This window comes from Pseudofrankia asymbiotica (assembly GCF_001983105.1).
Lineage (GTDB): Bacteria > Actinomycetota > Actinomycetes > Frankiales > Frankiaceae > Pseudofrankia > Pseudofrankia asymbiotica.
The window spans coordinates 1-14,311 of sequence record NZ_MOMC01000128.1; the positions used below are offsets into that span (position 1 = coordinate 1).

The 14,311-nt window shown below is 69.0% G+C and carries 6 protein-coding genes; all 6 read right to left on the bottom strand.

Annotated elements, in window-relative coordinates:
- Positions 1 to 1,219: 1,219 nt before the first annotated feature.
- Positions 1,220 to 2,176, bottom strand: coding sequence for a type I-G CRISPR-associated protein, Cas3-extension family (locus BL253_RS37895; RefSeq protein WP_076822910.1), 957 nt, complete (start codon positions 2,174 to 2,176; stop codon positions 1,220 to 1,222).
- Positions 2,169 to 5,591, bottom strand: coding sequence for a type I-G CRISPR-associated helicase/endonuclease Cas3g (gene cas3g / locus BL253_RS37900; protein WP_076822911.1), 3,423 nt, complete (start codon positions 5,589 to 5,591; stop codon positions 2,169 to 2,171). Before cas3g ends, BL253_RS37895 begins: the two co-directional genes overlap by 8 nt.
- Positions 5,588 to 7,285: a type I-G CRISPR-associated protein Csb2 gene (gene csb2 / locus BL253_RS37905; protein WP_076822912.1), complete on the bottom strand. Its 1,698-nt coding sequence runs from the start codon at positions 7,283 to 7,285 to the stop codon at positions 5,588 to 5,590. Before csb2 ends, cas3g begins: the two co-directional genes overlap by 4 nt.
- The gene (gene cas7g / locus BL253_RS37910) at positions 7,285 to 8,565 is read right to left on the bottom strand and encodes a type I-G CRISPR-associated RAMP protein Csb1/Cas7g (protein WP_076822913.1); all 1,281 of its coding nucleotides are present in this window, start codon (positions 8,563 to 8,565) and stop codon (positions 7,285 to 7,287) included. Before cas7g ends, csb2 begins: the two co-directional genes overlap by 1 nt.
- 1,291 nt (positions 8,566 to 9,856) lie before the next feature.
- Positions 9,857 to 10,258, bottom strand: a complete 402-nt coding sequence (locus BL253_RS37915; RefSeq protein ID WP_076822914.1) for a hypothetical protein — start codon at positions 10,256 to 10,258, stop codon at positions 9,857 to 9,859.
- A gap of 165 nt (positions 10,259 to 10,423) precedes the next feature.
- Entirely contained in the window at positions 10,424 to 13,912 is a 3,489-nt protein-coding gene (locus BL253_RS37920) for a PIN domain-containing protein (RefSeq protein WP_076822916.1), read from the bottom strand.
- Positions 13,913 to 14,311: the final 399 nt, after the last annotated feature.

The following is a 14,311-nucleotide window of genomic DNA, read 5'->3' on the forward strand; positions in this document are numbered from 1 at the left end:
CGAGTACGACGACGCCCTGCTCGTGGTCCGTCCCGAAGGACAGTGCGCCGATCGGCGCCGGGAATCAACCCGGCCCGACCCCACAGGCTTCAGTGATCCGCCGTCTCGGAGGACGGTGTGACAGTACTGGCCGTTGCGTCCATAGATCCCGGCGAGGTCGCTTCAGTGATCGTCCGCCCTTGCGGACGGAGCGACGACGCGGTCAACGCCCTGTCGATCCGGATCGGGGCGCTTCAGTGATCGTCCGTCCTCGCAGGCGGAGCGACATGACTTCTGCAGCTTGATCGTCACCGAGGTGCTGATCCTTCAGCGATCGTCCGCCCTCCCGGGCAGAGCGACTCTTCATCGGAGAACGGTGCGCCGGCCGCGGGCACGGGCAAGTCGGTGCCCCGCATGATGCTTCAGTGATTGTCCGCCTCAGAGGACGGTGCGCGATGACGGCGTGAGCGCTACTGATGGCGCTGCGGGAACTTCAGTGATCGTCCGTCTCGTAGGACAGTGCGCCTRGCTGCATAATGTTCAGCCGTGGGTCGAACTCCCCGCTTCAGTGATTGTYTATCGCGGAGGACGGCGCGCCGCGTTCAGACCGAGTTGCTGGCCRCGCACAAGGATGTCGCTTCAGTGATCGTCCGTCTCGGACGACAGTGCRCCACCGGCGCCAAGGATTTCCTCACCGCAGTCTACGTCCCGCTTTAATGATCGTCCGTCTCGGAGGACAGTGCACCTAGGACCATGGCTCAGAACGGTCTCGGTAACCTCTTGCCTCAGTGCTTCAGCGAGCGTCCGTCCTCGCGGACGGAGCGACCACCGTGGGACTACGCCGACCTCGGGGCCGGGAAGTAGCTTCAGTGAGCGTCCGTCCTCGCCGACGGAGCGACCGACCTGTTGGACAGCGTCAACGAATACTTGGTCCAGTGGCTTCAGTGAGCGTCCGTCCTCGCGGACGGAGTGACGTACTCACTGCCGAAAGGGTCCACGTGGCCGTCGACTCGCTTCAGTGAGCGTCCGTCCTCGCGGACGGAGTGACAGCTCTTGAATAACGGGGGCGCTGAGCGGCCGATATGTAAGCGGTTGCGAGCGGTCTGCTGGAAGATCAGCTGTGGCGCGCCATGGAGGTGTCAAGGTACGGGTGCAGGGGTCTGACCTGCGTGCGAACGGTCCTGCGTGTTGGCGAGTGATCAGAGCGCTCGCGGCGCGCGGCGCGATGGCCTTTTTGGGATCAAGGTGTCGGGCTGGTGGCGAGGGCGGTGTGGGTGGGGGCTGGGGGGAGGTCGGTGGGGGCGCCGAAGGAGCCGTAGCCGCCTTGGTCGGTGCGGCGGATGGGGGCGGCGAGGAGGCGGTGAACGGAGAAGAGTTCGCGTTGGGGCTGGGTCATCTTGGTCAGGTCTGGGTGGGCGAGCAGGGACATGATGACGCGGCTGGTCGCGGGGGCGTTCCAGAGGGGCCAGCGGAATTCGCCGCGTTTCCACTCGGGGCTGCAGCCGGTGGTGAGGAGTGCGGCGCCGCCGGTGGTGACGGGGAAGTGCCGGAGGCCGACGAACGCGAGCCAGTCAGCGCCGGGGACGCCGGTGGCTTTGGTCGATTCGGGCGCTCGGCTGGTGTGGGCGTAGACGCGTTCGCCGCTGGGGTCCCAGCGCAGGATCGGCAGGGTGGAGGCGTAGCGCCACGGTCCGGTGAAGGCTTCGCGAAGGTCGGCGGGTTTAAGGTCTTCCTGGAGCGCGCGGGCCATGACGAGGAAGAGCTGTTTGCCAGCGGTGAAGTGCAGGTGGGTGGGTTTGCTGACGCCCTTGCCGGCGAGGGCGCCTTCGGAGAGGAGCGCGGCGATCAGGTCGACGTCCCTGCGGTCGTCGGGTGTCATGGCCGCGAGGATCGCGTTCAGCCAGGGGATGAGTTCGGTCTCGGGGTCGGGTTTCAGGTCGGCCATGGGTTGCTTGCCGGGGCCCCAGGTCAGGATGAGGGAGTCGGCCCACCTCTGGCGGTCGGTGTCGCAGAGGTCGATGAGGTGGTCGAGGCTGTCGGGGCCGGTGAGGCGGGCGGTGGGTTCGAGGCCATCGGTCCAGGCCAGGGTCAGGCGGGTGTCAGGGAGTCGGCGGGTGGTGACGTCGAGGGCGCCGAGGGCGGCGAGGAATCCGAGGGGGTTGGTGCCGATCAGGCCGGTGAGGTCAACGTCAGCCATCGGAGCCCTCTCCGTCCGCTCGCTGGGCTGGAAGTGCTGATTGGGTTTGTTCCTGTTCGCTTTGGTGGTGGTCGGCGAGGCGGAGGGTGGCCTCAAGCCAGGCGGCGCCGTACCAGCCGTAGCGGCGGAGGAGGGTCCAGAAGCGGTCGGGGATGCCGGAGTTGAGTCGTTCGAGGCCGTGGTCGGTGCGTCCCTTGTAGATCTGGCCCGTGGTCTGGAACTCGACGACCTGCCGTGCGTCGTCCCAGACCAGGGGAGGGAACGGGCGGCAGTAGCCATGGTGGCTGGCAACAAGGTGCAGGACGAGATCCAGATCGTGGGCCTGGTCCAGAACGCCGGAGGCGGTGGCCATCTCGACGCTGAGCAGTTCGTGCCGTGCGCCGTCGGGGTAGCCGCTGATCCGGCGGGCCTGGCGGCGCCGGGTGCGGGTCTGCTGGACGGGTGACTTCGCGAGCGGATGGGCGGGGTCGACGTCGTCTTGGCGGCCGTCGAGTAGCCAGATCTGGAAGCGGCGGTCGGCCTTGCCGAGATCGTGGAGGCAGCCCGCGAAGTCGAGATCAGCGGTGATGCGGTCGGGTTGGCCAAGGCGGGTGCTGAACTGTCGGGCGATCTTGCCGACGGCGGGAAGGTGGTCTTCGAGCAGGATGTGGGCGGCGCCGGTGAAGGACAGCGCGTCGTTGCTCGTGGCGTCGGCGTCGAGGGTCGTGCCTTCTGCGGTGGGGCGACCGATGCGGGGTGTCGGGTGTGGCATCTGGCGTTTTGCCGTGATGATGAGCGAGAGATCGAAGGTGTCACGGTCCGCGGCGCCTGCGCCCCTGGCACCGCCCGGTCGGGATCCGGGTTCTGACCTGGGTGTCGAGGCAGCGCGGCGTTCGCCTGGCGATGCCGTGGACGGTCCTCGGACGATGTCGATCGTCACGCGGCCCAGCGCCTGACGCGCACCTTCGCGGGTCGTCGACCTGCCGAGAGCCGTCGTCAGGTGAGCGAGCGCCCTGGCTAGGTCGGGATTCTGCGTGGTCAGGGACGCGGTCGCTTTGGTGAGCCAGTCGCGCAGGATCTCGACGCGCTCGTCGTAGTCGGCGTCGTCGTACACGGCCAGGTCGGGGAAGTCGGTCAGGCCGGGCCACGCTGCGGGGAGGGCGCGGATCGTGGCGATGCGGCGTTGCAGGGCGATACATTCGGTGGCCCGGTCCACGACCGGCGTCGTGGCGGTCGGGTCCCAGGTGTGGTGGAGGCCGATGCCGCCGTACTCGGCTGGCACCACGACGACGTCACCCGCCCCTGGGCGGCCGGTACCTCGTCGGCCTGGCACCCGGACTTCTGCGCTGCCGGCCTGCCAGCGGACCCAGGGTCTTGCCCAGCCGTGGTGGCCGGGGCGGGTGTCCTGTTGGGTGCTGGCGGCATCGGCGTCGCTGAATGAGGGCGGGTCCTCGCCGCGCAGCCAGCGCTCGACCACGTAGCACGGGACGGTCATCGCCTCGCCGGAGACCGGCGGGCAGGCCGCGATCCGGTCGCTGACCGCGTCGACGAGGCTCCCGCCAGGCGTGCCGCGGCGCCGGCGGTCACCGAGCTGCTCCTGCCGATCGGCTGCAGTCTCGGCGTAGGCGGCTCGCAGGAGCGTTTCGGTGAGGTCGGCGCGCCAGACGACTTGGACGTCGAGGTCGGGCTCGAGGTCGCCGTGGAGCCAGCGGGCGACGTCGGGATCCGGGTCGGGGATCGGGCTGGTCTGGACCCAGGCGTCGAGGTGCGCGGGCAGCATCACCGGTGCCTGCCGTGCAGGCGGGGTCAGCCCACTCAGCAAGGTGTTCGGCACGCGCAGCAGGTTCAGCCCGAAGTCGAGGTTTCCTCGCTGGGACAACCATTCCCAGGTGGCCCGCAGGGCGTGGCCATACACCGGGTCCCCCGGACCGGACACACCTCCGGTGACATCGGTCGACCTGACAAGGATCAGGCCGGGAGCGGGTGTCCTTGCCTGGGAGAGTTGTCCGTCGCGGTCGACGCGTCCGAATCGTTGTCGTAGGGCGTCGATGCTGGCGCATTCGGTGATCAGTCCGTCGAGGTCGAAGTCGGCGCCGGCCTCGAGTGCCTGGGTCGCCACAACTACCAGCGGCGCGTCGTGCGGGCCGCGGGTGCGACCAGTACRCAGTCGGTCCTGGTGCTGGGTCAAGAGCCGGTCGCGGTCGTAGGGGCGCATCCGCCCGGTCAGCAGCAACACCTTTGCCGGGCCGGTCTCGGCGGCCGGCTTCGATTCCGTCGCGAACGGAATCTCCTCCCCCTCCTCAGGATGCATAGCCGGCTCGTAGGGCACGGTGGAGACCGCGGTCGGAGTGGGTGGGTCCCTGGACAGGAGGTCTGCGATCTGTCGGGCGACGTCGACCCGGTTCACGATGACGCCGAGGGTGCGGACATGGGGATGCTCGTCGAGCATGCGCCGGGCCTCGGTCGCGGCGTGCTGGGCGAACTCGGCGTCGGCCGCGGGTCGGTCGTCGCGTGGGACGGTCACTGTCGCCAGGCGGGCCGGTTTGCGGGCCGACAGGCGGCGGCGCAGCACCTCATGCTGGTCGCGGTCGAGCTCGTCGGACGGGAACCGCCACCGTTCCGCATCTCCTGGCCGCGGGTCGGTGTTCTCGGTGGGTGTGGCGGTCAGCTCGACGACCTGCCACCGGTCCGGGAGGCGGACCTGGTGCGGGCCCGAGCGCCAGTCGCGGTAGCGGGCGAGCTGGCGCAGTGTGCCGGCGAACGGCCGCGACAGGTGCACCTCGTCGAGCAGGAACAGGGTGTCGTTGCCGAGTAGGCCGGCGTGGATCGGCCTCATACCGGGGCTGACGCCGTAGCCGCGGAACAGTAGGCGGGATCCGACCTGGTCCACGGTCGAGGACAGCACCGCGGGCACGTCGGGGCGGCGTGCCCAGGACTCGTCGCGGATGATCCCGCCGCGCAGGACGCTCGTCAGCAACGGCGGGTCGCCCGGCGCGCCGTCGAACAGGTGCCGCAGCCGGTCTGCGACGGTCGCGCGCACGCTGCCGGGGGGCGCGTCGGTGAGTCGCTCGGCGATGTGGCGGGCGCGTTCGTCGGCCTGGTCGACGACGACGCGGCGGTCGACGACGAGCACGATGCGCCGAGGCATCCAGCGCTGCTCGTCGGGCAGGTCGGCCTGGTGGGCGAGTAGGAACAGAGCGATGTCGAGCAGGCTCGTCTTGCCGGTGCCAGTTGGCAGGTCGATCAAGTCCGGCCAGCGTCGACGCGCCGCCAGCTGGCCAACCAGCTCGGTCTGCCACAGAAACGGCGTCGGCCCCGACCCCGGATCGCCGCCCTTGCGCGTCCACAGCTCGGTGAAGAAGGTGGAGAACTCCTCGAGACCCAGGGGCGGCAGCGCGACCGTCTCGTCGGCTGCCGGTGGGATGAGTTCGGTCATGGCTGGGCGTCCTCGTGGTCGAGGCCGGTGGCGCCGGGTGGTAGGGGCATGCAGAGGCCCTGGCCGAAGAACCGGCCAGCGCCTAGCAGCAGCGGTCCGCGGATCGGTTTGTCGAACCGCAGCAGCGCGTGAACGAGGGGCCGAGGTCGGCCCTGCTTGTCCGGGAGGTAGGGCGGGAACTCCCGCAGCCGTGGCCCGCCGGGCAGCATCGGGTCGAGGCGGATCCGCACGTCGGCGGGCTCCGGCAGCCCGATGTGGGTACATGCGCGGGCGACGAGGCCTACCGCGCGTCGCTCGGCCTTCTCGCGTCGCTGGGGCCTGCGGTCGCCGAGTTCGGCTACGGGCCAGTCGAGCACGATCGGGGTCACGGTCATCCAGTCGGTCGACGCCCGACACCACCGCGACGCCCGCAGCGTCGCCGGCGCGTCCGACGCGTCAACCCGAACCAGCGACCACCGCCGGTCCGGGTCTCCGTCGGGGGCCAGTACCGCGCCGTCGTCGTCGCCGGCCTGCCGCCAGCGCCGCAGCGCGCCGAACACCGCCTCGCGCTCCTCACCGGCAAGCTCCGTCGGCAGCACGACCGCGAGCCCCTTGAGCAGGAAGTCGGAATGCCGGTAACCGGCGGAGGGCAGCGGGACCAACGTGACATGCGGCCGGGTCGTGGGCGGCGTGTTCACCCCGGCCGGGCCGGGCACATGGCCCGAGAGCACTTCGGGGATGGGGTGTTCGGCGTGGGCGAGCAACGCGGCCCGTGCCAGCCGGGCCAACGCCAACCCGTCCGTCACCGACAGCCTCGGCCCGCCCGTCAGCGCATACACCACCCAGTCGTCCCCGAAGATCGGCGCCGGCGGCTCCACCCCCGCCGGCGCCACCGGGCGGGCGAGCTCGTAGGTGACGTGAACCGTCGGGAGCTGGCGCGGCTCGACCCCGCCATGCCGGGCGAAATGCCGCTCCAACCCCGCCAGCTGCCCCGGCCCGGGAATGCGCAACGTCGCAGGCCCGGCCGGGTCGGGCACGAACGTCGGCGCAGGTGGGTCCTCGACGAGCCGGCAGGCGACCAACGTCGAGGAATGCCCCAACCGGCCGACCCGCGCCACCAGCCGCTCCAACGCAGCACGGTGCTCCTCCAGCCCGGGACTGGTCGGCCAGGTGAACACGACCAGCGGGGATGTAGGGATCACGGTCGGGAACGTCCGTGGCTGCTTACCCCGCTGCTCCGGCAGCACGTCCAACACCGACGCCGGCGCGCCACCGGCCGCGGCGGYCTTCGCCGACTCGCCGCGTTCCTTCGCCCACGCCGCCTTCACCGCCCGCTCCGCGCGGGCCACCGCAGTGGCGGAATGCCCTGGCTCGCTCTCGGCCTGTCGTGCGGCGGCGACCGTGGCGGTCAACCGGCCGTACCGGCCCGAGTAGTCGCGCACGGCGGACGGGTCGTTCACCGGTACGTAGTGCGTCACCGCCACCCGCTGCACCGTCTCCTCATCGGGGCTGCAGGTAATGGACGGGGCGCCGGCCTCCTCCAGCCAGACCAGCGCGGACCGCTCCGCCGGGTCGGGGTCCTCGGCGTCCGCCCAGGCATCGACCAGAGCGAAGTACATCCGGGCCGGGTGTGGCGGCCACTCGCTGCGGTTGCGGTCGTTGAACTGGGACGCCACATAGCGACCCGTCAACAGCTCCACCTCGATCGCGACCATCAGCCGTTGTCCGCCGCCGCTGCCGGGCCGGCCGCGGCGATCCTGCGGCTACGCCGCACGAGCTCGGCGAGACGGTGCGCGGGCCGCAGCAGGACCTCCTCCGTCTCCCAGCGCAACCCAAACGCCGCCGCGGCGCTGACAGCCTCCTCCACGAGCGCCAGCGCCTCGGACCGTTCCAAGCCGAAGGGCCTGATCTGGCGGCCGGGGCCGGGGACGAGGTCGAACCGCAGCGACTGTTCGCTGAACAGCACGCAGCCCGAGCGCAGGTCGAAACCCTCCTCGAACGCCAGCACCGTCGACGCCAGACCCAACGCGGCCAGCGCCGTGCGCGCCGCGGCCTCCGCGTCCGCGCGCACGCCCGGCTCGACCGCCAGACCGTCGCTGTCGAACGGGAACCGCAGCCGGCGCAGCTGGATGAACGACAGCACCGTCGTCGCCACGATCTCCTCGACCGTCACCCCACCCGTGTCGGTCTTCACCGCCGGCAGGACATTGCCGTGATTCGCATGCGACGGACGGCCCGGGCTCTTGTCCGCGCCGCGCGCGTACAGCTTCGCCTGGCCCTTGTCATTGCGCACGGCCTGCGCCTCGTCCAACGTCCACTCACCGTCGGCGTCCTCGAACAGCGGGCCCGCTTTCACCTCGATCCCCGCCGGATCAAGCCGCGACGCCGTACGGACACCCACCTCAACCCCGAGACCCACGATCTCCGACGTGATCGCCCGCTCGAACTTCGAACCCCGCCCACCCTTCGGCCCCGTCGAGTCCCACCCACCGAACAGCAACGTGTGCGGCGAGTACCGAAACAGCGCCCCGGCGTTGYGCGCGGAGGCCTCCGTGATCGCCTGGCCCGCCTTGCTCATCCGGAACAGCACGCCATCGAGCAGCGAGTCCCGCAGCAGCGCGTCGAAGATCCGGTGCGGCGCCTGCAACGACGAGACCAACCCCAGATCCTCGGCACCCTGCGCGTCACGGAAGTCCGTCGACACCACCGGCAACGCCAGCTCACCCCGCCGGAACGCCTCCAACAGCGCCAGCTCGAACCGGTTCGCCTGCGACGCCACCGAGTCCAACAGCACGGACTCGACCGGCTCCGCCCGGCCCGGCAGCCGGCGCCTCTCGGTCGCGTACTTCGTCGGCCGGTCAGCCGCATCCCCATACGTCGGCGGAGACACCTTCGAACCAGGGCCACCCAGCGGCTCCAGCACCGTCCGGGCCCGCAGCCCCACCCCGACACCGGCCACCGCGACCCGCAACTCGCTATACGTCAGCGTAGACAACTGATTCCTCCCCGTAGTCGACCATCTGGTGATCGACATAGATAGCAGGCAGGTCCGACAAGAACGCCCCCACCCCGCCAGTCCCGGCGACGTGGGGCGCGTCTGCGCATGACGGACGGATCAGGCGTCCCGGCAAGCGTGAGGCAGCACGGAACCAGGGCTTACGGGAGTACGGCGGCCCGGGCGTCGCGTCGCGTCACCGACCCAGGACAGTCGCTCTCGGGTCTACCGGCACGAAAGGGCTGCCCCTCCCGCCATCGACAACGAACGCCCGGTAGCCCCAGAGAACCATGACGACGACGATCGCCAACGAAAACGTGACGGCGATAAATCGATTTACATCGGGCCAGCCACTATGAATAATTCTACTCATTACCCGAATTAGCTCTCGCACCGGCGCACCATCTCCGATCAACCTATCCCCCACACGTGGGAGTTTCCTTAAGCTGGACCTGAGACCATCATTCCCTCGCAGGGACCGTTCTGACACGACTCCACCGTGGTCTCGCCGTCCCAGGCGAACCTGAACGCAGAACATGAACCCGTAGGCTCGACGAAGCGGGCTCGGTCCCAGTCTGGGCCGAAGCCTCGCCGCCTATTCAGATTCGTGGGCGGCGTCGAAAATTCGGGCTAACCTCTCGACTTTTCGTTTCACGCAACGCCGAAAGGATGGAAGTTCACTGAAGTAGGAATCTACCGCGAGCAGGGGAGTCGAGGCCTGCGACGACCGCCCTGATTGGCGGACGTTCATTTGGGTCGCCGCCTCGACTCCCATCACCCACCCAAAAGGGTCATGAGTTTGGCGCCACAGTGAAGGTCCGCCCCGAAGGACGGTGCGACGTCACTTTCAAGCGCGTGATCACCAACGCGGTATGCGAGCTTCAATGATCGTCCGCACTGGAGGGCAGTGCTACAGCTCTGCCACTGGTCCTCAGCGGTGGCATGTTCGCACTTCCATGATTGTCCGCCCCGGAGGGGCGGTGTAATAGCATCCTACGGCCGGGGAGGCCACAACAACACGACCAGGTCGAAGTCCTCGGCCCCCGGATCACTAGCTCGAAACCCGGTCCCTCATCGCRCTGCCTCGCATCTTGGCCACGACGGTCGCATTCCTCGGCGAGGGCCTGCACGAGCAACAGCGCCCTGTCGCGCGTCGCGTCGGAGACGTCCAGCAGCCGAGGGTGCGCGGCCAGATGCTGTAGGAGGGGAAGGCGGAGGTCGACAGCGTCGGGAATCGGAAGCAGCACAGGGGGCGACGGCCCGGTCTCCGGTTTGTCGACGAGTTCGATGATCAGACCGCCCCGGTTCCGGCTGCGGTAGGTGACCCGTTCTCCGTCAGGAATCTCGCCGGGCGGAATCGACATAAGCGCGCGGCGGTAGGCCACCAGATTTCCTTGTCCGGGTTCTCGATTCGTAGGACGCCTCCGGCGTGAAACAACCCTTCTACCAGCTTGTCGCCGGAAATCGCGAGCTTCGCCGCCTTCCACGTCGACATGTCTCCGCCGAGCATCGCTCTTCCGGCGTCGGTGATACGCGCGGCCCACTCGGCGCCGTGGCCATCGACTTTGGCCACGTCACGGGACGCCAGCGTCCTCGCGATGATCCGATGGCTGAAGTCGGGCCACGCCCGCTCAGGCGTCCCGCCCASGATCGACTCAAGCACCTCGCACTGTCGCTCGCTCAGCTTCGCCACGTTCCTGTGTGTAATCCCCAAGGCCAAACAGGACACATCCGGGGTCCAGTAGCCCCGCCGCCGTGCAGTCACCAGCGGCCTACAAAGCTGGAGGCCATACACATCAACACCCTGGCCAGCCRCAGCAAGCACTTCAGCGGGCCTGCCTTCGCGAGTCGGGCTGTCCTACCTCAGCATGGCCCTAGCGACGATGTCCTTGTCAGCTTCGGCGAGTGCGGAGAAGGCTGYGAAGACGAAGCCGACAGCGAGACTGTGGGTCGTCATTCGAGCACAGGCATCGCGCAACAGCGTTGCGGCCACGGGGAGCGGGTCGGCGGCTGGCGTCTGGTCAGGATCGTCGGTCGTGGCAAGGGCGTGGCGCGTCGCAGCCACGAGGTGCCTCACAAGATCGCCGTGTGTTCTTGTGAGCTCGATGGTGGTCGCGAGCAGGGCGCTGGCGATTCCGGCTGCCGCGTCGGGACGGGGCAGAAGAATGGTCGCCCCGCGGACCGCTGCGCCAAGCCAGTGGGGAACGGCTGTCGATACGTGTGATTGGACCTCGGTGATCAAGCGCCGGTAGAACGCCAGCGTCCGCATCGGGTCGGCCCAGGTCGTGGGCCGGGCGAGGGCGGCAGCGACGGCGGTGGGCTGCCAGTCGGCATCTCCGGCGAGGTCGAGGAGGCGCTGTTCGTGGAGCGGCATGTCCCCGATACGGGCTTTGATCAGTGCCCGGATGGCGGTCTCCAGTTGGTCGTCGGTGATAGCGCCGACGCCTGCGAGGTGCTGGAGCACTGCCTGGGTGGAGGTCGCCTGGATGCTAGCTCCGCGGGCTAGCGCCCGCAGCGTGGGGTCGTCGCTCCACAGCGTTGCGCCTTCTGCGCGCGCGAKGTCCAGTGGCGATGCCCATGCCGCCAGCGCCATCGATTGTGAAGGGCCGAGCAACGGTTCGCCGTGCGGTGTGAGCCGGGTGAGCGCGTGAACGGCATCGTGTAGCCGATCGGCTTCGAGGGCGAGCCGGTCCGCCTCCGCCTCGTCGGTCTCGCTGACCTGTATTTGATCCTGTTGCTCGTCGTACTGCATGGCGGAGGTGCTCCGGAAAGCGAGAGTGTCCTTCGCGGCGAGCGCGTCGACCATGACATCGTCGGCAGTCACGACTCGCGCGAAGCGGCCCATGGCCGTCGTGCGTATCGCGTCGGGAAGGTTGAGGAGTACGGTGATCGCCGGGGTGTCGATCACGATGTCTCTGTCTTCGGCGGTCTGGGCTGCCGCCAGGCAGGCACCGAACTCGTCCGGGTCGGGACGGTGCGCCGGGAGCACGCCGTTGGCGCGGTGGACACAGATCTCTGCGTAGCTGCGGCCGACCATTCCGGCGAGCAAGCTGATGGGCACCTCGCCGCGGGCAAGGCGGTAGAGGAGACGTCGTCGCTGCAGTTCGTCTTCTGCACTGCGCCTTGTCAGATCGATCATGTCAGCCCGCGTCTGCGCGAGATCTGTGATCTGAAGACGACGTAGGTGAGGGCTGTTCGGCCAGCGTTGGAAGAAGCGTTCGCTTTCAGCCGCGAGCTGTGTTCGGACCTGCTCCGGCAGCTCGACGGCTGTCGGCCAGGGCAGCATGAGGTTCATGAGCACGCCAGCGCTGAACTGCTCGTCCTCGCCGAAACGGCGAAGTAGCCGCAGAGCACCGATGATGGTTTCCTCTGGTCGGCCGCGCCGGCGGTACATCTGCACCCATGCTCGGGCGTCGGCCGCGTTCGACGGGTCAAGCGGCTGTGGTGCCTCGTGCAGCGCTCGCCACGCCTCGCTGAGGTCGCCGCGGTACAGCAGGGTCCGGATCAGCGCCCACCGGCCGACGATGTCCTCAGGCTCGATCTGCAGCGCGGTGCGCAGCAGGTAGCAGACGCGGTCGAACCGGCCGTCGAGGTTGGCAAGCTGCGACGCCAGCCTTAGCGCGTCAGCGCGCCCGGTCCACTCGGCAGGGGTGCTGGCGAGCAGCGCCTGGAGTTCGCGTTCGGCTTCCTCGGTGCGTCCGGCGCGGGCAAGTGCTTCCGCGGCGGCATGCCGCAGTGACGGGTCGTTGAAGTAGTCAGCAGCGTCGCGGAGGGTCTGGACCTGGTCGTCGATATTCCCAGTCGCCTGGTAGGCCCGGGAAAGGTTCAGCGCGGCAGTCACCGACGACCGGCGACGGTCACGCAGCTGTGCGATCGCGACTCCCGGTCTGCCGGCACCGAGCTCGGCCATGGCTTGGATCTCGATCGCAGCGTCCGGCTGGCGGTAGGCGAACTCGGGAAACCGGGCCACGCCGTTGACGCCGAGACCTGCCAGCCCTGCGAGTGCCTGCGCGAGTTGTCCATCATCGCCTTCAGCGAGCTCGGCCGCCCTCCACCAATGCGGCCCTGAATCCTGCCCGGTGGCTTCAGCGATACATGCGTCGATCCGCGCCTTCGCGGCGTCTTTGACCACATACGCGGCCCGTTCTCGGGCGAGGTCGAGATCGCCGAGCTGGACGGCGGCGATCGCCACGTACTCACAGACGTCCGGCGAGGCGGCCTCTATGCCGGTGGCCTCGCCCGTCGGAGCACCGAGTGTACGGACCTGGCGGAAGTCCATGAGCAGGATGCTGGCGTCACACGCGATCGCGACCGCCTCGGCACTGTCCCCACGATAGGTGCGTCGATCGTCACGGGCCTTGACTGCAAACGCTCGTGCTTCACGCAGATCGGCGTCCCAGTTCGAGGACTCGCCCCGCCGAGCCCGCATGATCAACAGTTGGGCGCGAACGATCGCCAGCCTGGCGGCCCACTGCTCGTGCAGAGCCTCGGCCAGGATCCGGATGTCCCGGTCGAGAGTGTCACGGTCCAGCACGGCATTCAGGCCCCTGGGGGCTGTCAGCCGGAGGCGCAGCATCGCACGAAGCGTGCGCTCGGTCGGCTCGGCCGGCGCCCACGGCTCCAACAGTCGGGACGCGGCGTCGGAATCRCCGGAAAGCAACGCGATGACGGCGGCGGTGTACGGCTCGCTATCGGCCGCGATGGGCTCCAGCGCCGCGAGCGCTTCCTGACGGCCGGCGTCATCGCCGTCCTCGTCGCGAATCAGCGCCGCGCGAGCGAGCCAGAATCCACGTCGCGACGCGCCCTGGCCAGCCGCGGCGACGAACAGGTCAGCTGCGAGAGAGCGGGCTCCGTAGGCGACAGCCAGTTCACCTGCGGCGAGTTGAACCTGCCACGGTGCGGTGTCCAACCAGCTAGGCGGTGCGTTCTGCCACTGTCGCAGTACCGCGGCGGGACGGTCGTCGACCGCGGTCACAGCCGTGATCAACCGCCAGGCAAGCGTCGGCTCGTCGCGCCACGCCGCGAGCAACGGCGGCCCACACGCGGCCGGCAGCTGCCGCAATCGCTCCGGGACTTGGTCGTCCCGAGTCGGTGTCGCTGCTGGAGGCGGTAGAGCGACGTCTACCAGGGCGGAGACATCGCGCGCGAGCATCTCGATGGTCACGATCGCGGCGGCCTGCGCGTACTCGGCCGACAGCACCAACAGCCGGTCCCACAGCGCCACAGCACGCGCCGGGTCACCCACCAACGGCACCAGCCGGCTCACCACATTGGTCACGTCGGCGGCGTCGTCGCCTTCCAGCCTCAACTCGATGACGCGAAGCGCCTTCAGGAGCCGCCACGTCAAGGAACTGCTCTCAGACGTACCAGCCAGGCAAGGTTCCGGCACGCTCGCGGTTTGACTGGTAGGCCGGTTCGGTCGGATTGGTGGAGGCCGGGTGGGTAGCGGCTGGTTCGTGGGGGTGGACACGGCCTGGCCACGTGTCGTTCGTAAAAGGGCAGGCACGCCGCTTGTAGATCACGGAGATGTCTGATGTCTGCGTGGTCTGGAGTGCGGCGTGCCTGTGGGCGTATTGTCGCGYGCCGCGGCCGGGGTGGTGGGAGCCGGCGGTGTGTCGCGTGGGGTGATCTGGGATCGGCTGGCGGCGATACCTGATCATCGTTGCCGGCGTGGGCGGGTCTACCCGTTGCCGGTGCTGGCGGCGGTCTGGCTGTGCACGGTGACCGCGGCCGGGCATGACCGGGT

What these genes read in the sequence shown, in the direction of transcription:
- BL253_RS37895 (WP_076822910.1), bottom strand. Translation starts at nt 2,176, where the DNA reads ATGGCTGACGTTGACCTCACCGGCCTGATCGGCACCAACCCCCTCGGA.